This is a genomic window from Halorubrum salsamenti, assembly GCF_007671685.1.
Lineage (GTDB): Archaea > Halobacteriota > Halobacteria > Halobacteriales > Haloferacaceae > Halorubrum > Halorubrum salsamenti.
In genome coordinates this window covers 80,420-98,299 of sequence record NZ_VCNL01000005.1, presented here as the reverse complement: position 1 = coordinate 98,299, position 17,880 = coordinate 80,420, and the positions used below count along the sequence as shown (strand labels likewise).

At 65.7% G+C, this 17,880-nt stretch carries 20 protein-coding genes and 1 pseudogene; 13 read left to right on the top strand and 8 right to left on the bottom strand.

Annotation, left to right across the window (positions count from 1 at the left end; all coding sequences use genetic code 11):
- Window positions 1-26: 26 nt before the first annotated feature.
- The 4 genes from FGL94_RS13760 to FGL94_RS13745 form a co-directional block, all read right to left on the bottom strand.
- Window positions 27-809: an ABC transporter permease gene (locus FGL94_RS13760; RefSeq protein ID WP_144926419.1), complete on the bottom strand. Its 783-nt coding sequence runs from the start codon at window positions 807-809 to the stop codon at window positions 27-29.
- Window positions 806-1,585, bottom strand: a complete 780-nt coding sequence (locus FGL94_RS13755; protein WP_144926416.1) for an ABC transporter ATP-binding protein — start codon at window positions 1,583-1,585, stop codon at window positions 806-808. The genes FGL94_RS13760 and FGL94_RS13755 overlap by 4 nt, the downstream gene beginning before the upstream one ends.
- Window positions 1,582-2,889, bottom strand: a complete 1,308-nt coding sequence (locus FGL94_RS13750) for an ABC transporter substrate-binding protein (protein ID WP_144926413.1) — start codon at window positions 2,887-2,889, stop codon at window positions 1,582-1,584. Before FGL94_RS13750 ends, FGL94_RS13755 begins: the two co-directional genes overlap by 4 nt.
- A 100-nt stretch (window positions 2,890-2,989) precedes the next feature.
- Window positions 2,990-4,174 carry a sodium:calcium antiporter gene (locus FGL94_RS13745; protein WP_186313418.1) on the bottom strand — a complete coding sequence of 395 codons (1,185 nt, stop codon included), beginning with the start codon at window positions 4,172-4,174 and terminating at the stop codon, window positions 2,990-2,992.
- A 255-nt stretch (window positions 4,175-4,429) separates the two neighbouring features.
- Here FGL94_RS13745 and FGL94_RS13740 point away from each other — a divergent pair, with 255 nt between their 5' ends.
- A complete protein-coding gene (locus FGL94_RS13740; protein ID WP_206664927.1) occupies window positions 4,430-4,858 on the top strand; it encodes a hypothetical protein in 429 nt (142 codons plus the stop codon).
- 31 nt (window positions 4,859-4,889) lie between these two features.
- A pseudogene (locus FGL94_RS18630) lies at window positions 4,890-5,085 on the top strand (hypothetical protein); the annotation flags it as partial.
- Window positions 5,086-5,460: 375 nt separating this feature from the next.
- Here FGL94_RS18630 and FGL94_RS13730 read toward each other — a convergent pair.
- Window positions 5,461-5,901 carry a DUF302 domain-containing protein gene (locus tag FGL94_RS13730; protein WP_144926408.1) on the bottom strand — a complete coding sequence of 147 codons (441 nt, stop codon included), beginning with the start codon at window positions 5,899-5,901 and terminating at the stop codon, window positions 5,461-5,463.
- Window positions 5,902-6,059: 158 nt separating this feature from the next.
- Between FGL94_RS13730 and FGL94_RS13725 the strand changes: the two genes are divergently transcribed.
- The 5 genes from FGL94_RS13725 (at window position 6,060) to FGL94_RS13700 (ending at window position 10,201) form a co-directional block, all read left to right on the top strand.
- Entirely contained in the window at window positions 6,060-6,419 is a 360-nt protein-coding gene (locus FGL94_RS13725; protein ID WP_241659184.1) for a thioredoxin family protein, read from the top strand.
- A gap of 92 nt (window positions 6,420-6,511) precedes the next feature.
- Window positions 6,512-7,762, top strand: a complete 1,251-nt coding sequence (locus tag FGL94_RS13720; RefSeq protein WP_144926405.1) for a M20 family metallopeptidase — start codon at window positions 6,512-6,514, stop codon at window positions 7,760-7,762.
- A gap of 431 nt (window positions 7,763-8,193) precedes the next feature.
- Window positions 8,194-8,430, top strand: a complete 237-nt coding sequence (locus tag FGL94_RS13710; RefSeq protein ID WP_144926403.1) for a sulfurtransferase TusA family protein — start codon at window positions 8,194-8,196, stop codon at window positions 8,428-8,430.
- Window positions 8,427-9,572: an NAD(P)/FAD-dependent oxidoreductase gene (locus tag FGL94_RS13705; RefSeq protein WP_144926400.1), complete on the top strand. Its 1,146-nt coding sequence runs from the start codon at window positions 8,427-8,429 to the stop codon at window positions 9,570-9,572. The genes FGL94_RS13710 and FGL94_RS13705 overlap by 4 nt, the downstream gene beginning before the upstream one ends.
- A 2-nt stretch (window positions 9,573-9,574) precedes the next feature.
- Window positions 9,575-10,201 carry a DUF1641 domain-containing protein gene (locus tag FGL94_RS13700; protein WP_144926397.1) on the top strand — a complete coding sequence of 209 codons (627 nt, stop codon included), beginning with the start codon at window positions 9,575-9,577 and terminating at the stop codon, window positions 10,199-10,201.
- A 179-nt stretch (window positions 10,202-10,380) separates the two neighbouring features.
- Here the strand turns inward: FGL94_RS13700 and FGL94_RS13695 are convergent, their stop codons facing one another.
- Window positions 10,381-10,953: a DsrE/DsrF/DrsH-like family protein gene (locus tag FGL94_RS13695; protein WP_144926394.1), complete on the bottom strand. Its 573-nt coding sequence runs from the start codon at window positions 10,951-10,953 to the stop codon at window positions 10,381-10,383.
- Window positions 10,954-10,955: 2 nt separating this feature from the next.
- A complete protein-coding gene (locus FGL94_RS13690; protein WP_144926392.1) occupies window positions 10,956-11,201 on the bottom strand; it encodes a sulfurtransferase TusA family protein in 246 nt (81 codons plus the stop codon).
- 247 nt (window positions 11,202-11,448) lie between these two features.
- Between FGL94_RS13690 and FGL94_RS13685 the strand changes: the two genes are divergently transcribed.
- From FGL94_RS13685 to FGL94_RS13670, 4 genes are read left to right on the top strand one after another with little or no spacing between them, the layout of a single operon-like run.
- Complete coding sequence (locus tag FGL94_RS13685; RefSeq protein WP_144926389.1) at window positions 11,449-12,642, top strand: MBL fold metallo-hydrolase; 1,194 nt, start codon at window positions 11,449-11,451, stop codon at window positions 12,640-12,642.
- 8 nt (window positions 12,643-12,650) lie between these two features.
- Window positions 12,651-13,208 carry a YeeE/YedE family protein gene (locus tag FGL94_RS13680; RefSeq protein ID WP_144926386.1) on the top strand — a complete coding sequence of 186 codons (558 nt, stop codon included), beginning with the start codon at window positions 12,651-12,653 and terminating at the stop codon, window positions 13,206-13,208.
- A gap of 58 nt (window positions 13,209-13,266) precedes the next feature.
- Window positions 13,267-13,728, top strand: coding sequence for a DUF6691 family protein (locus FGL94_RS13675; RefSeq protein WP_144926383.1), 462 nt, complete (start codon window positions 13,267-13,269; stop codon window positions 13,726-13,728).
- 10 nt (window positions 13,729-13,738) lie between these two features.
- Complete coding sequence (locus FGL94_RS13670; protein WP_144926380.1) at window positions 13,739-14,914, top strand: inorganic phosphate transporter; 1,176 nt, start codon at window positions 13,739-13,741, stop codon at window positions 14,912-14,914.
- Window positions 14,915-14,942: 28 nt separating this feature from the next.
- Here the strand turns inward: FGL94_RS13670 and FGL94_RS13665 are convergent, their stop codons facing one another.
- Window positions 14,943-15,788, bottom strand: coding sequence for a universal stress protein (locus FGL94_RS13665; RefSeq protein ID WP_144926377.1), 846 nt, complete (start codon window positions 15,786-15,788; stop codon window positions 14,943-14,945).
- Window positions 15,789-16,052: 264 nt separating this feature from the next.
- Between FGL94_RS13665 and FGL94_RS18400 the strand changes: the two genes are divergently transcribed.
- A complete protein-coding gene (locus FGL94_RS18400) occupies window positions 16,053-16,217 on the top strand; it encodes a DUF7512 family protein (protein ID WP_186313417.1) in 165 nt (54 codons plus the stop codon).
- Window positions 16,207-17,265: a sulfite exporter TauE/SafE family protein gene (locus FGL94_RS13660; protein WP_144926374.1), complete on the top strand. Its 1,059-nt coding sequence runs from the start codon at window positions 16,207-16,209 to the stop codon at window positions 17,263-17,265. Before FGL94_RS18400 ends, FGL94_RS13660 begins: the two co-directional genes overlap by 11 nt.
- The last annotated feature ends 615 nt before the right edge of the window (window positions 17,266-17,880 follow it).

Below are 17,880 nucleotides of genomic sequence, written 5' to 3'. Positions count from 1 at the left end.
CTCGCGGGGAACCGGCTTCCGGCCCCTCAACCGGCGGCCGGCGTCCAGCCGAGGCGGCGCTGCGCGAGGACGACCAGCCCGTACAGCGAGAGCCCGAGGGCGACGAGCACCGCCAGGGCGGCGAGCATGAGGTCCACCTGGACGTTCTCCGAGCCGAGGAGGATGAGGAACCCGAGTCCGCTGTCGGAGACGAGCCACTCGGCGACGACGGCTCCGATGACGGCGAGCGTCACCGACTGCTTGAGCCCGGCGAACAGGTCGGGGACGGCGTACGGCAGTTCGAGCCGCAGAAACGCGTCCAGCGGGTCGGCGTCGACCGAGCGAAGCAGGTCCCGCTGTTCGGTCGGGACGCGCTCGAACCCCGCCGCCGTGCTCAACACCATCGGGAAGAACGCGATGAGCCCGATGAAGACGACCGCGGTGGTCGTGCCGGTGCCGACGTATATCAGCAGCAGCGGTGCGATCGCGATCTTCGGGAGCACTCGCACGGTGACGAGGTACGGGTAGACCGCACGCCTGAGCCACGGAAGGCGGGAGATCGACACCGCGAGAAGGAACCCGGTCGCGACGCCGACGCTGCCGCCGATCGCCACTTTCTCCGCGGTCGCGACGGCGTTCCGGGCGAACATCCCCGGGTTGCCGACGATCACCGCGGCGACGGCGTCCGGCGGGGGGAGGAGGTACGAGGGGACGTTCAACGCGGCGACGAGCGCCCACCACGCCCCGGTCGCCCCCGCGAGCCCGGCGAGCGGGAGGGCCACGTCGGCCGCCCTCACCGGCGATCCGGATCCTCGGACGCGTTCGTTCATGGCTCCGTGAGCGTCGGTCCGGCGGTCGAGGGCTCCGAGCGGTTCTCGTGTAACACGCTCCGGATCGCGGCGACCTGTTCCTGGAACGCGTCGCTGCTGTACACCTCGTCCGTCCGCGGCCGAGGCAGGTCGACTTCGAACGTCTCGATGACCCGGCCGGGATCGCTCTCCATGACGACGCAGCGGTCGGCGAGGAAGACGGCCTCCGGGACGCTGTGGGTGACGAACACGACCGTCTTCCGCTCGGCCCGCCAGAGCCTGCGAATCTCGACGCCCAGCCGCTCTCGCGTTATCTCGTCGAGCTCGCCGAACGGCTCGTCCATGAGCAGGATCTCCGCCCCGAGGTGGATCGCCCGCGCGATGGCGACCCGCTGTTTCATCCCTCCCGACAGCGCCGCCGGCCGAGCGCTCTCGAACCCCTCCAGCCCGACCTCGCGGAGGAGCCGCCTCGCCTCCTCCCTGTCGGCCGACTTCCCGGCCATCTCTCGGAGGAACGTGACGTTCTCGACGGCCGATTTCCACGGCAGCAGCGTGTGCTGTTGGAACACGTACCCGAGTTCCGCGTTCGTCCGCGCCGCGTCCGTGGTCGCTCCGTTCACGCGGACGCTGCCCGTCGTCGGCTCCTGGAGCCCGCCGACGGTCCGCAACAGCGTGGTCTTTCCGCAGCCGGACGGGCCGACCACCGTGAGGAACTCCCCGTCTTCGACCGTCAGATCGACGTCTTTGATCGCCCGTACGTCGTCGAACGTGACGGTCACACCGTCGATCTCGATCATGGGGCCCCACCGAGCAGATCGCCCTGCTCCAGCGCGGTCTTCAGCCGGTTCCATGTCGCTGGCCCGTGCCACCCCCACCCCTCGTCTCGGAGCGCGTCGCGCGTCCCGAACGACTCGACCGCCCGCGCGAAGCGCTCGCTCACGGCGCTCGCGGACTCGTCCGTCTCCGCGGCTACCGCCGTGGCCGCCGGGCCGGGATCGGTCCTCGCCGTCGCCCAGCCCGCGGACGTTCCCGCGAGGAATCGCCGCCAACGGCCGTTCTCCGGTTCGAACGCAGCCTCCGGGGCCACGAGCGTGAGCCCGTAGATCGGGAAGTGGTCGCCGATCGAGAGGACGTCGACCGTCCGGCTGTCCGCCTCCAGTTCGAGCGGATCGGCGAGCGATCCCGTCGCTACGTCGGCGTCGCCGGCGATCAGCGCGTCGCGCTCCTCGCCGTCGGCGTCGACGAGTTCGACCTCGCTGAGCAGGTCGGCCTGAGAGAGGAACAGCCTCGCAAGTAGACACGTCTCGGAGCCCGTCGTCGTGAGGATCCGCCGTCCGCGCAGCTGATTCACGCTCTCGAACGGTTCGCCGAAGCGGCCACGGAGCGCGTACAGCACCGTCGCGGTTCGCTGGTGGAGTACGGCCAGCGGTACGACCGGGCGGTCCGCGGCCAGCGCCCGGACGACCGATCCCGCCCCGACGAGCCCGACGTCCGCGTCCCCGTCCAGTACCGCTTCGAGCGCTCGGTGCGAGCCGCGGTGGTTGGTGACGGTCACGTCGAGCCCCCGTCGCTCGTATGCCCCCTCGTCGACGGCGGCGTACAGCGGAAGGTGGAGCGAGTTCGGGCGCCAGTTAAGCGCGACGACGACCTCGGGACCGCGCTCGGGCGCCGATTCGTCCCCCGGCCCAGAGAGCGAGCCCGATCCCTCCGTCGGCTCTCGATCGAGCTCCGCGACCGCGGCCGCTCGTTCGAGGAGAGCGATCGAGTGGGAATGGTACACGCGGTCGAGGGTCTCGCGGCGGTCGCGCGCGGGCCGCCACGCGTTCGGCGGTCGTCCGCCCCCGGACGACTCGACGGTCGCTCGCTCGATCAGGTCCCGCGTTTCGAGCTTCGAGACGGCGTCGTCGACGGCCTTCCCGTTCAGTCCCGTCCCGATGCGGATCGCCATCGACGTCGCCCGCGCCCGCTCGATCCGGTCGTGGTCGCGGCGCAAGAGAAGGTATGCGAGCACCCGCGCCGCGTCGCGGCCGAGCCCAGCCGCTAACCGCTCGACGAGCACGCGGTCGTCGTCGTCGAGCACCCAGTGTTCAACCGTGTCCATCGTTCACGTATGAGTCGAACCGAGATAAAAATGCTCGCCTCGGCGACCGGCGGGCGCCCGCGCCGTCAGCGCGTCGCTGGATCGATCGGAACGCCGCTGATCACCCGCCGATCGGAACGCCACCGAAGACGAGGATCGCGGCCACCCAGTAGACGACGTAGAGCCCGCCGAGGAGGAACCCGTGCCAGCGCTTGAGCTCCCCGGAGTAGAGGAAGTACGCCGCCAGCGTCGTGACGAGGATCACCGACGGGAGGTGGAACGTCAGCACCGACTGAGAGATCTCGAGGTCGCTGAGTAGCATGATGACGCCGACGTTGCCCGTCACCGAGAAGAGAACGCTCCCGATGACGTTCCCCACGCCGATCTCGGGAACGCCCCGCCGTACCGGCTCGATCGTGAGCATGACGTCCTCGAACGTCAGGATCGCCGTCAGCACGGTGGCGCCGAAGACGGTCTGTTCGAGGCCGAAGCCCTCCATGACGACCTCCGAGCCGCCCTCGAGTAGCATCGACGCGAACACGATCCCGGCCAGCGCGAGGACGGAGAGCGCCATCCACGGCCACCCGGACGCGGACCGCCCGCCGACGAGCCGGTCTTCCGGGATCTCCGAGAGAGACTGGGGCGCGGTGACCCCGCCGTCGGCCCGGAGCGACTCTCCGAGTTCGGTGTTGCGAAACACCGGCGTGTCGCGCTGGCGCTCGCGGACGACGATGTACCCGAACGTCAGGAGGAAGAAGCCGAGAAGCAGCAGCCCGTGAATAGTCGTCAGGGTCCCCATGAGCACGAACGGAATCAGCAGTAGTGGCCCCGACGCGAAGAGCACGACGTAGTCGATCGGGAGATCGACCGGGAACGGCCTGATGATCGCGGCGAGCGCCAGCGTGACGCCGACGATCGCCAGCCCCGTACCGAGCGCCGTCCCGAGCGCGGCTCCCTCGAGGTCGCCCGCGGACAACACCAGCGCGAGGACCGTGTCGTCGAACTCGATCCCGGTGAAGATGATCGCGAGGGTGAACAGCGAGACCCGCAACCCCAGCGCCGCCCGAGTGAGATATCTTATCAGTTTCTCGACACAGACGGTCAGAATGACGGCGCCGACGATGAGGACGGCCACGGCGCCCGCCAGTCCGAGCCCTTCGATGAACCCCTCGATCTGTCCCTCGATACCGCCTTCACCCGACTCTCCCGCTTCTCCGCCGCCGTCCTGAGCGGCCGCGGGAGCAACCGGAAGCGACACCAGCACCATGACAATGAACAACGCGGCGACCAGCCGAGACACGTTCATGACTGCCGACAGATCGGAGTCCCTTATGAAAATACGGAATTGGGTACCATATTCCATTGAACTATTGTATATGCAATTCGGTCGTTGGTGAGTCAGGGATAAATCGGAACGGGGATTCACTGCTTTGCCGAAAAGCGCTTGCCTCGCCAAGCGCGTCGAATGGATCTACCTGGAGTTCATCGAGCGAGAGAAGGCACTCCGTGAGATCGCTGAGAAGACGTCCGTTATCAGAATATATCATATTTAAATATAGTTATGATATTCTATGATTCGAATCCCGAGCGGAGTCGAACCTCCATCCGCGACGAGGAACGGGAAGCCGAGGTACAGCCGGTCATGACCGTTTCCGAGGATCAACTCGCGGTTGCCGAGAAGACGATCCGCCTCCGTGGTCAGCAGTTCTGGCAGTACGGCGTGGTTGGACCGTATACGAGCGAAATCCACCACGAAAGCCGCTATCCGACCGCAACGAAACGGACGACACGATGGTTTCTGACCGAGCCACATCGGCGCTATCAACTCGACAACGCGGTACTTCCCGTCGATGACACAGACTGTCTCGGGCCGGTTCTCACCGAAGACGGCTATCGATTTGAAATCGCTTCTCACGCAGAACTAACTGCCGTTATATATCACTTAAAAAGTAGGATAACGAACAGTACCGTTTGCGGATATTTTCAGTAATCTCGTGCTTGAGCCAGCTCGAAACTTGCCCGAAGCCGTCGCCCCGGACAGTGACCGAACGGGCCACGTCCGCGACCGACTGGTCGTCGGCGATGACCCACGGCCAAGACGATCTCGGGCCACGCACCCAGCGCGCCGTCAGCGGAGCGGTAGACGTCTCTCTTCTCTCGAAAGGCGGTCGATACGGGGTGCAGTCCGCGTGTGGAATTCGGTGCGAAGCCGACGTCGGCATAGCTGAGCAGTAGGAGACGGTACGAGCGGTAGCGGGAGTCGTCGTCGATCGGCAGCGTGTTCGTCGTGACCCTCCCGGAGAATCGTCCCGTCCGGCGCGACCGCATCGAGGCCTTGTCGGGGAGGTGGTGTGTCAGCTCGCGCGCGAACTCGCGGAGTCGATCACGAAGTTGTCACTGAAGTCGGTACTGCCGTCGTCCATGTCGGCGAGATCGCGGTCGCAAAGTCGCTTGAGGACGCGGTTGACCGTGTGACGGTGTTGTCGCTCCGGTCGACGACCGCCGCGACGTCGTCGGTGTCGAACCCGGTACCGCTACTGGGCGCTCTCGCGCTTGTCGGCGCGATCGACGTCGAACGCGTGGGAGCCCACGTCAGAGGTTCCGGAACGCTTCGTCGACGAGTTCGCCGGTGTCGGAGACGATGTCCGCCATCTCCTCGTTATCGGGCGCCATCCCGACCAGTCGTCCGATGCGCATGATAGAGACGTGGTAGACGACCTGTTTACCGGGTTCCTCTTCCCAGATAACGACGTTACAGGCCATGAGCGCACCGAGTTTGTTGTCGGTCGCGTCGAGCGCGCGGTCGGCGACCTCGGGATTGCACGCGCCGAGCACGTAGTAGGGATCGCGGCCCGCGTCGACCTTCTCGTTGAGCATCTCCGAGGGGGAGAACTCAACGGGGACGCCGAATCCGGCGTCGGTGAACACGTCGCGGACGTGTTCGATCGCGTCTTCGTGGCTCATCTCGAGGGTCGCCTGTTCTTCGCCGATGTCCGCAGGGTCGATCTGGCTCGGGTCGATTGGGAGCGTCATTCGTGTATTGTCTTGTGCCTACAGAACAAAGTCTCTTCGGATACACTGTCGAAGGACAGGTCTTCTTATGTAGAACTACTCATGCCGCATCTGTGCCGAAGTGGTATTGTGAGTATTATACAAAACACATAAACGGCCTCGGTACAAACAGCGGAACAATGACGGGAGACCTCGAAGAGGTCCGACGACAGAAACGAGGGGAGCTTCGAAAGAGGGGCGACACGAGCGGTGACGAGGAGACAGAGCTGCAGAGCCCGTCCGAACCAGTTCCGATCAACGGAAACGCTGAGCTGTCCGGAACCATCGCCGAACACGATATCGTGCTGGCCGACTTCCACGCTGACTGGTGTGGGCCGTGTCGGATGCTCGAACCGGTCATCGAAACGATTGCCGCTGAGACCGACGATCGTTCTGTTTTCCGACGGCCAGCCGGCCGAACGGCTCGTCGGCATGCAGGACGAAGTGCGGCTCCGCTCTGCGATCGAGAAGCGCAAGTGACTCGACCACGCTGTGACTGACGGACTTCCAGACGCGGCCCGTCGTCTTTCAGACGACTGAGGGCACGCGATCGTCCCAGCGGATTCGAACCACTATAAGAACTCGACTGTCTATGAACGACATGACCCCCCACGAGTACGTGCGAGCCCACCGCGAGGAACTGGTCTCGCTGACCCTCGAACTCCTCGCGATTGATACGTCGAACCCCCCTGGCGATACGCGTGAGATCGCCTCTGAAATCGAGCGGTTCCTCGACCCGCTTTCGGTCGACGTCGAGCGTTTCGCAGTCGATCCGGCGAAGCCGAACCTCCTCGTTCGAATCCCGGGCGAGTCTGACCACGCGCTGTTATACAACGGCCACCTCGATACGGTGCCATTCGACGCCGACGCGTGGTCCCACGACCCGCTCGGCGAGCGCGTCGACGACCGCGTCTACGGTCGCGGCGCGACCGACATGAAAGGTGCCGTGGCGTCGATGCTGTTCGCAATTCGGGCCTTCGCAGCCACCGGCACCGATCCGCCCGTCGACCTCCAATTCGCGTTCGTGAGCGACGAGGAGGTTGGTGGCGACGCCGGCCTGCCAGCGTTGCTGGAAGCTGGACACCTCGACGCGGACGCGTGCGTGATCGGCGAGCCGACCTGTGAGGAAGGCCGCCACTCCGTCACGGTCGCGGATCGGGGCAGCATCTGGCTGACGCTCGAAGCCAGCGGCGAAGGGGCCCACGGCTCTCGGCCGGTACTCGGCGTCAACGCCGTCGACCGACTCTACGACGCCGTCGAGACGATGCGCGAACGATTCGGCACCGAGCGGCTCGATATCGACGCTGACGTGGCACCGATCGTCGAGGAGTCGGTCGAATACTACGCCCCCTCGATGGGCGAGGCCACCGCTCGAGACCTGTTCTGGTACCCCTCAATCAATCTCGGCGTGCTCGAGGGCGGCGACGCGATAAACACCGTCCCGCAGTCCGCGCGAGCCGAGGTCGACGTGCGGCTGACCGCGGGTGTCCACACGCCCGACGTGCTCGAGAAGATTCGGAAGTGCGTCGCCGACTGCGAAGGTATCACGATCACCGACGTCGCTTGGAGCGTCGGCACCGCCGAAGCCCCCGACAGCGCACTCGTCGAAGCCGTCGCGTCGGCGGCGGAGGACGCCACGGGAGATCGCGTCTTCAGACGGAGCGCCACGGGTGGCGGTGACGCCAAGAAACTCCGGAATGCGGGCATCCCGACCGTCGAGTTCGCGCTTGGGACCGACACCGTCCACGCGCCCGACGAATACGTCCCGGTCGACGTGCTCGGCGACAACGCCGTCGTCTACGCTCAGCTCCCGGCGAGGTGGCTGTCTCAGATCGACCGGTAGCAGTCTTTGGACGTGACGGTTGTGCCGGGTCGCTTGGCCGGCGAGTGGAAGTCGCCGAGGAGGCCTATCAGTATAGTGTGTTTCTGTACATAAAAGACAATATCAATGCGACAGACAGACCGACCCGCATCGGTATCGGACTGGGATTGGCAGTCGTCGGATTGACATCACTCGGAGGCCCCAGACGGTACTTCGGCTGACGTCGAGGGAAACCGGAGCTGCCGTGCTTCCGGTCACGGCGTTTGAGCTTGATCGATGAGTCGATCTGCCACCGTACCACTACGCGTTCGTAATCGAGCGATAACCATCCTGAATCGGCTATTTCTCGATTGCCGTCGCTGGCACATGCCGACTCCACAGATTTTCAGAATCGTGGAACTTGAACACAATACTAATACGAAGCGGTTCCAACTGCCGCCTGTGAGATATCTATGACTGACATCGAGCCTGACGACACCGTCGATGCTAGAGGCGCAGCATGTCCCGGTCCGCTGATGGACCTCATCGGAAAGATTCGGAGCGCCGAGTCGGGGGACGTGATCCGGCTTCTGAGCGACAACGACCAGTCGCTCACCGACGTTCCCGAGTGGGCTGAGGAAGCCGGAAACGAACTACTCGCGGTCGAGGAACGCGACGACCACAACGCGTTCTACGTGGAGAAAGCATGACTGAACACGTCGTCATCGTCGGTGGCGGGACCGGCGGTACCGTCCTCGCGAACGACCTCGCCGACCGACTCGAACCCGAACTCGACGCCGGTGACGTTCGCGTCACGCTGGTCAACGACGACCCCGACCACGTCTACAAACCGGTCTGGCTGTACGTGCCGTTCGGCCAGCGGGAGCCGGACGACGGTCGCCGCGCGCTCGACGAACTCGTCGACGACGCCGTCGATATCCGGATCGACCGCGTGTCCGACATCGACACCGAGTCCCAGCGGCTCCGGTTCGACGGTGACGGGCCGTCGACGGAGTACGACCACCTCGTGTTGGCGACCGGATCGACGCTGGAGCCCGACCGAATCCCCGGCCTCACGGAGGGCGGTCACAACTACTACAGCGAGTCGGGCGCGACCGACCTGCGCGACGAACTGCTGGCGTTCACCGAGGGCGAACTCGTGTTGAGCGTCATCGGGACGCCCCATATGTGTCCGGCGGCACCACTGGAGTTCGTGTTCATGGCCGACGACTGGCTCCGCGAGCGCGGCCTCCGCGAGGACGTCGATATCACCTACACGTACCCGATCCAGCGCGTCCACGGAAACCCCCACATCGCCGAGTGGGCCCGCCCCATCATGGAGGAACGGGACATCCAGGTGGAGACGTTCTTCAACGCCGAGTCGGTCGATCCCGAGGCGGAGACCGTCACGTCGATGGAGGGGACCGAACTCGACTACGACCTCCTCGTGACGATTCCGCCCCACGGCGGCATCGACCTGATCGAGGAGGCGGGGCTCGGCGACGACGGCTGGGTCGACGTCGACAAGCACACGCTGGAAGCCGAGGCCGCCGAGAACGTCTACGCGCTCGGCGACACCGCCGACACCGGCGTCCCCAACGCGGGCAGCGTCGCCCACTACCAGGCCGGCGTCGTCGGCCAACGCCTCGCCAGCGAACTCCGCGGCCGACCGGCGACGGCGACCTACGACGGCAAGACGCTGTGCTTTATCGAGACGGGGATGGACGCGGCATCGTTCGTCGAGTTCGACTACGAGAATCCGCCGTCGCCCGCGCCGCCCTCGGAGAAGCTGCACTGGTCGAAGCTGGCGTACAACGAGTCCTACTGGCTCACCGCGCGAGGGCTGCTCTGACCATGTCTGAACAGCAGAACCCCGATCACTCCGAGCTGGAGGCGGCGATCGAACAGAACCCCGAGGCGGTCGCCGAGTTCGTGGCACACCTCGACGCCGTCAACGAGCTACTGGACGTGCTCTCCCTAGGCGAGAGCGCGCTCGACGACGAGATGGTCCGCGAACTCTCGGCCACGGGGTCGACGCTGGCGGAGTCCGCCGACGGGCTGGCGACCGACGAGACCGTGGCGCTGGCCGAGACGGTCGGCGAGAACGGCGACGATCTGCGGGAGGCACTCGACACGTTGCTCGCGCTCCAGCGGAGCGGCACGCTCGACGAACTGGCCGAGATCGCGGAAGTCGGGTCGCTGGCGACCGCGGCGCTCGACGACGAGATGGTGACGTCGCTGGCCGGGACCGGCGCCGCGCTCGGCGAAGTGGCACAGACCGCGGCCGACGACGACACCCGCGACGGCGTCGAGACACTGCTGAAGAGCGTCGGCGAGGCGGAGCGCGAACCGCCCGAGCGGGTCGGAGCCGTCGGACTGCTCCGCGGAGTGCGCGACCCGGAGGTCCAGTACGGGCTGGGCTACCTGCTGACGGTGGCGAGCGCGATCGGCCGCGAGCGCGCCACTGCGGAGTCCGACTAGCGGCCGATCGGCGGTTCGCGTCGCTCCGCGGCGCGATCGAACGACTCCCGGTTTCGTCGCCCTGACTCCTTTATAAACAGTCTACGACAGTCGGAGCGATACCTGCTGTGCGGGGCAGCACGGCGCCCGCTGTGCCGGGCCGTTGTTCGAGAATCGGGCGCAGGTTCGTCCGTCGACGGTCAAACGAGGAGCTGGATGTCGGCGTCGGCCATGTCCTGAAGGGCGGTCGCCGCGCCGACGCCCGTGGTGACGCCGTCGTAGAAGTCGTCCTCGTCGTAGTCCATCAGGTCGATGGTCATCTGACAGGCCTGGAACTCCACGCCCATGTCCAGGCTCGTCTCGATGAGCTCCTCGATGGTGGCGGTGTCGTTGTCCGCGATCTTCTTCTCCATCATCCTCGTCGTCACGCGGTCCATGCCGGGGAGCGCGGCGACGGCGTTCGGGACGGGCATGTTGGGGTTGCCGACGGAGCTGAGCTTGAGGTTTTTCGAGCGCTCCTCGTGGAGGATCTCCAGCCCCCAGAACGTGTGGAAGACGGTCACCTCGTAGCCGAATGCGGCCGCGGTGCTGGCGAGGATGAGCGGCGGGTACGCCATGTCCAGCGTGCCCTTCGTCGCGATGATGCTCATCTTCTTGCCGCCGTCGTCGCTGGTGGCTTCCGCGAGCGCGTCTTCAAGCTCGTCGACGCGCGCGGCCAGCTCCGCACGGGACGGCGCGTCGTCGGCCGACGCGTCGGGTGTGTCCGTGCTCATCGTTACTCCGTCTTGCGGACGTAGTGTTTGTACACGTCGTCGCCTTCCTCCTGGTCGACGAGCTCGACGCCCTCGGTGCCGGCCGCCCAGCCGTCGATATCGCTCATGCTTCCGGGGTCGGTCGCGAGCACTTCGAGGACGTCACCCTCGGCGAGGTCGTCGATGGCCGTCTTCGTCTTCACCACTGGCATGGGACACGATGCGCCTTTCACGTCGAGCGTCTCCGTAATGTCGAATTCAGCACTCATTGGTTATCTGCTCCGTTTATCTGTATTGGAGCTATCGCACAATATTCACTACCGGAGTAAAAGATTGTCGGTTTTTGGGAATACTCCAATAAACTAATGACTCCATACAGCTGAGACACGAGCTATACCCAGTTACGCGTGGTTGCGAGGCAAAACACCGGTCTCCTCGTTGATACAGTATTGTGTTATTAGGGGATATCTATGCAAATGCTTTTGTACGTCCGTCCGGTAGGAATGATTGCACAACATGAACGCCGACGACTTCCCGACTCCGGATGCCGACGTGGAATCCGTCGACCCGGAATCGCTCAAAGACCGTATCGACGCCGGCGAGGACGTCACGCTCCTCGACGCGCGCATGCAATCGGACTACGAGGAGTGGCGGATCGACGGCGAGAACGTCACGTCGATCAACGTCCCGTACTTCGAGTTCCTCGAGGACGACATCGACGACGACGTCCTCGACCGGATCCCCGACGACCGCGAAGTGACCGTCCTCTGCGCGAAGGGCGGCGCCAGCGAGTACGTCGCGGGCACCCTCGCTGAGCGCGGCTACGACGTCGACCACCTCGAAGACGGCATGAACGGCTGGGCGAGCATCTACGAGGCCGTCGAGGTCGACCGCTACGACGGCGCCGGCACGCTCCTCCAGTACCAGCGCCCCTCTTCGGGCTGTCTCGGCTACCTCCTCTACGACGACGGCGAAGCCGCGATCATCGATCCGCTGCGCGCCTTCACCGACCGCTACCTCGACGACGCCGACGACCTCGGCGTCGAGCTACAGTACGCGCTGGACACACACATTCACGCCGACCACATCTCGGGTGTGCGCGACCTCGACGCGGAGGGCGTCGAGGGCGTCATCCCCGAGGCCGCCGTCGACCGCGGCGTCACCTACGCGGACGAGCTGACCACGGCCGAGGACGGTGACACCTTCCAGGTCGGCGACGCCACCATCGAGACTGTCTCCACCCCCGGCCACACGACCGGGATGACCTCGTACCTCGTCGACGACGGCCTGCTCGCGACCGGCGACGGGCTGTTCATCGAGAGCGTCGCCCGCCCCGACCTCGAAGAGGGCGACGAGGGGGCGCCGGACGCCGCGCGCATGCTCTACGAGTCCCTGCAGGAGCGCGTGCTGACGCTGCCCGACGACACGCTCGTCGGTGGCGCGCACTTCAGCGACGCCGCCGAGCCCGCCGCGGACGGCACCTACACCGCGCCCATCGGCGAACTCGTCGAGGAGATGGACGCGCTCACGATGGACGAACAGGCGTTCGTCGACCTCATCCTCTCGGACATGCCCCCGCGGCCGGCCAACTACGAGGACATCATCGCGACGAACCTCGGGCAGAACGCCGTCGACGACGAGGAAGCGTTCACCCTGGAGCTCGGCCCGAACAACTGCGCCGCCAGCCAGGACTCGCTCGCGGGTGACTAACGACGCCGATGGTCACTGACCCAGTACTGCTTCAGGCGGTCGCCGACCTGTTCCCCAACGGGATCAGTCGGTACGCCGTCGGCGGACTGTTCGTCGGCCTCGGAACCGTCCTGATCTACGTCGGGACGGGAATCCCGGCCGGGGCGAGCACGTTCTTGGAGTCGACGCTGTCGTACGTCTCCGACCAGTCACGGTTCGAACGGTACGTCGGCTCGCGTGACTGGCGGCTCGTGTTCACGGCCGGCATCATCTTGGGCGGACTGGCGTTCGCGGCGACGTTCCAGTCCGGTCTGGTCACGAGCTCGCTGTACGAGCCCGGAACGACCGGCCGGCTGTACGAGGTCGCCGGCGTGACGCTCTGGATGACCGACGTCCAGCCGTGGCGGCTGTTCGTCGGCGGCGTCCTAGTCGGCATCGGGACCCGAGTCGGCAAGGGCTGTACGTCCGGGCACGGCGTCTGCGGCGTCGGCTCGGCGTCGAAGACGTCGCTGGCCGGCGTGGTGACGTTCCTGACCGTGGCGATCGGGACCGCCCAGGTCGTCGCCGCGATGGGGGTGAGCCCGTAATGCGCGAGACGCTTGCGTCTCGAACTGCGCGAACGGGAGCGACCGGAGGGAGCGACACGTGAGCGCGGACAGACATCCGCTGTTCAAGCCGCTGGTCTTCGTCGGCGGCCTGATATTCGGGTTCGGGCTCGGGTTCAGCCACATGGCGCGGCCTGAGGTCGTGCTGAACTTCCTGCAGTTCGACGACCTCGGCCTCCCGTTCGTCATGTTCGGCGCCGCGATCGTCTCCGGGATCGCGTTCGCCCTGCTGCCACGGATTCGAGACGCCGCGCCCCTCACGGGCGACCCCTACGAGCGCCGGCTGAAGCCGTTCGATCGGAACGTCCTCGTCGGCGGCGCCGTCTTCGGCGTCGGCTGGGGGCTCTCCGGCATCTGCCCGGGCGCGGCGTACGCGAGCCTCGGCGTCGGCAACGTCACCATCCTCTGGGCGCTCGCCGGGATGTTCGTCGGCGCGTACGCCCAGGGCTACTGGCGGAGCCATACCCAGGCGCAGGGCACCGCCGCGACGCGCGCAGACTAGCTCACCGATTATGGAGCCCGCGCTTATCGCCCTCTTCGTCGGTGCCGGTCTCGCGAGTCTGTTCATGGCGTGGGTCATCGGTGCCGGGTCGAGCGGCGCGACGCCGTACGCCCCTGCCGTCGGCGCGAACGCCATCGCGACGATGCGCGCCGCCTTCCTAGTCGGTATTTTCGGCTTCGCCGGTGCCGTTACTCAGGGGGGCAACGTCTCGGAAGCCATCGGCAGCGGCCTCGTCGGCGGCATCAGTCTGCCGGTCGCCGGCGTCATCCTCGTGCTCGTGTTGGGCGCGGGGCTGATGGCGATCGGCATCACGACCGGCTACCCGATCGCGACCGCGTTCACCGTGACCGGCGCCGTCATCGGCGTCGGCCTCGCGCTCGGCGGGACGCCGGTCTGGCCGAAGTACCAACAGATCGCCGCCGTCTGGGTGTTGACGCCGTTCGTCGGGGGCGGCATCGCGTTCACCATCGCCAGCCTCCTCCCGCGTTCCGACGTCCCCGAACGGTACAGTATCCCCGTCCTCGCCGGCCTCGTCGGGGCCGTCCTCGTGAACGTCCAGTTCAGCTTCCTGGGTGAGGGGGGCGCGGCCGGAACCCTCCGCGGCCTCGGACAGCGGGCGCTCGCAGTCGACGGGGTCGCGTCGGCGGTCGGTATGACGGGCCTCGCGGCGCTGGCCGTCGCCGGCGTTGTCTGGTGGGACGTCAGTCGCGACGAACGGGGCGGCCTGCGGCGCGTGCTGCTCGCGCTCGGGTCGCTCGTCGCCTTCTCCGCGGGCGGGAGCCAGGTCGGGCTCGCCGTCGGGCCGCTGCTGCCGCTGCTCGACGAGGTGGGGATGGTTTCGACGTTCGCCGTGCTCGTCGGCGGTGGCCTCGGAATGCTCGTCGGCTCGTGGACGGGTGCGCCGCGGATGATCAAGTCGCTCGCCCAGGACTACTCGTCGCTCGGCCCGCGGCGCTCCATCTCGGCGCTCGTGCCGTCGTTCCTGATCGCACAGCTGGCGGTCCTGCTGGGGGTCCCGGTCTCGTTCAACGAGATCGTCGTCAGCGCCATCATCGGGAGTGGCGCAGCCGTCGGCGGTCGAGAGGCCGTCGACGCACGGAAGATCCTCCTGACGGTGGGGGCGTGGGCCGGGTCGTTCGTCCTCTCGTTCGTGCTCGCGTACGGTACCGCGTTCCTCCTCTTGTAGGCGGCTGTCGTGCTGATCGTCGGTTCCCTCAGACCGCCCGAGGCGGCGGAACGAGGAAGACGTTTCCCGTCGCCTGTGCGACGATCTCCTCGGAGACGCTCCCCAACAGGAGCCGCCGGATGCGGCTTCGCCCCTTCGACCCGACGAGGACCGTCGACGGCGTTACCTCCGCTTCGACGGCGAGGATCTCGTCGGCGGGATCGCCTTGCCGGACCTCGGTCCGCGTCTCGATGCCCCAGTTTTCCAGCGTGCGCGCGTGCTCGGCCAGCTGCTCCCGTGGACTGACGTCGGCGTCGACGCCCTCGTCTTTCGGCGACCGCACGTGAACGAGAGTCGCCTCCTCGGTCGCGTGACGGAGGTACGAGAAGGCGTCGAACGCTCGGTCGGCGTTCTCGGAGAAGTCCGTCGCGAAGAGAATACGCTGAAAGAGGTGTTCTCGGAGAACGTCGGGGTCGGCGGTCGCCCGCTCGACGCGGTTGACCAATAACGGAACGACGGTCGTCCGCGCGAGGTTGCGGGCGGTCGAGCCGATGACCCGGTTCTCCAGCGGGCTCTGCCCCCGTGAGCCGACGACCGATAGATCGGCGTGGACGGTCTCGGCGATGCCGTTGATACGTCGGTAGGGAGTCCCGCGGACGACGTGCGTCTCGGCGTCGAACCCGGCGGCCTCGATTACCGCGCGATACCGGTCCAGTCCCCGTCGGCGTCGCTCCTCGAAATTCACGCCGGGCATCCCGGAGTGGACGTTCGCCGGAACGACCGTCACGAGATGGATCGTATCGACGCCGATACGTCCCAGGCAGTTGAGGCAGGTTTCGTTCTCTATCGCGGCCTCACTCGCTGCCGACAGGTCGGTCGCGCACAGGGCTCTCATACCGACACCTTCGTCGGGCGTCGACAACACAGTTTTGTTCGATCTCGGAGGGGTAGTCGAGAAACGGGACGTCCACTGACCGGTTTCTGGAACCGCCGGAGTACCGTACGTTCTCCGTAAGTTATCGATACTCCAGCCGAGGTTACCTGGATATAGTATTGTGCAACGACCCCAAAACCGTTATAGGCACGAAGCGGGTAGGGTGTATTGAGCAGAAATGTGCCAACAGCGAATTATCGTGTTCGGACGTCGGAGGGAGAATCGATGGCAGGACTAGAGATTCCCACGTGGGACCCGGAGACAGCCTTGCTTATCGGCACGATTCTACTGGAAGCGATCGTGCTGTACGTGGGATACGGTGGCCTCGAACGGCTCTTCGGACCCTATCTCATGAAGCTCTTGATCGGAGGTGAAGCGAATGCTCGATAGCCTCCTCGGCGGGCTTGGCATCCTGGAGACGAGCCCCGAGATGCTGGCTCTGTTCGTCGGGTTCGGCCTCGTCGTCGGCGTCCTGTTCGGGTTCTTCGGCATGGGCGGGTCGTTCCTCGTAACCCCCGCGCTACTGATGTTGGACTACCCGGCGCCCGTCGCGGTCGGGAGCGGGATGGCGTTCGTCTTCGGGACGGCCGTCATCGCGACCCTGAAACACCACGACCTCGGGCAGGTCGACTACAAGCTCGGCGCGATCATGATCACCGGGACGACCATCGGGATCGAGGCCGGGCGTGCCAGCGTCTACTACCTCGAGTCGCTGGGACTCGCCGGCGGTATCATCAGCGTCGCCTACGTGGTCCTGCTCGGCGGCGTCGGAGCGATGGTGACTCGTGACGCGTTGAACAGCGACGGCGGAGGCGGGGTCGACCACGAGGCGGCCGACCGGGACCTCGACGAGTACGAGATTCCCGAAATCGCGAAGACGATTCAACAGACCGTTCGGATTCCGCCGATGGTGACGCTCCGCGGCGACGTCCGCGTTTCCGCGTGGGTCATCACGGCCGTCGCCTTCGCGACCGGCCTCCTGTCCGGCTTCCTCGGCGTCGGTGGCGGCTTCATCCGGATGCCGGCGATGATCTACGCGATCGGCGTCCCGGTGCCCGTCGCCGTCGGTACCGACCTCTTCGAGATCGTCTTCTCCGGCGGCCTCGGGAGTTACCTCTACGGACAGGGCGGCGGCGTGGACCTCGGTATCGTCGCCCCGCTGCTGTTCGGGAGCGCACTCGGTGCACGTATCGGCTCCGCCGCGACCGCCGTCGTCGACGCTGACGGCATCAAGGTCTACTTCGGCGGCATGCTCTTGATCGGTGCCATCGCGGTCGGTATCGGTGAGATCGGTTCCTACATCGGCAACTCGACTCTCGAACTGCTCGGGCTGGTGCTCGTCATCGGTGCGGCGGTCGTCGTCGCCTTCGCGATCCTCTACACGACGGTCTCGTCGCTCCGTCAGACTCGTCGTCAGGCGACTACGACTGCGGACTAATCCGTTATTAGGCCCTCCCGCGCCCAGACCGGGCCGGTTCGCTCGTCTACTCCGCGGAGATTCCCAGAGTTCCTCACTCTCCTCGAAGAGTCGATCCGGCTGTCCACGGTGGTGAGCCCGGTCGCGTGCGCGTTGTATACGTATGATCGTCCCTACTCTATGATCGTCTTTATTTGTGATCGCCTTCGGAACCGTCGGACTCCGCCTCGTCTCTGGCGGCTGCTGATCCCGGCCCCGCCGTTGCAGTCGATCGTGACGCGCCCGTCGAGATTCCCAGAGTGTCTGATTTAAATATAGCCATAGTATTTGATACAATTCGAAGTAGCACACGAGGGGCAGTTCACGTCCGATCTCGAAGAGCGGACGGGCAGTCGATGACCGGCGAAACGCTAATCGATGATTAGCCAGTTATATAGCTGTAAGCGCTAACCTCGGCGTTTTTGAAGGTTTCCGTAGAGTAATCTGTCGGGATCGGACGAGTGACACCTCGGGATCGCACTGGGAGTGCGTCGTCGTCGGTGAGACGCGAGATATCGACGTGAAATACTGTGTCAGCGGTTCAAACGGTCTCAAACAGGTGTTCCATCGGAGACGTCTCGGTCTCGACGTTGAGGA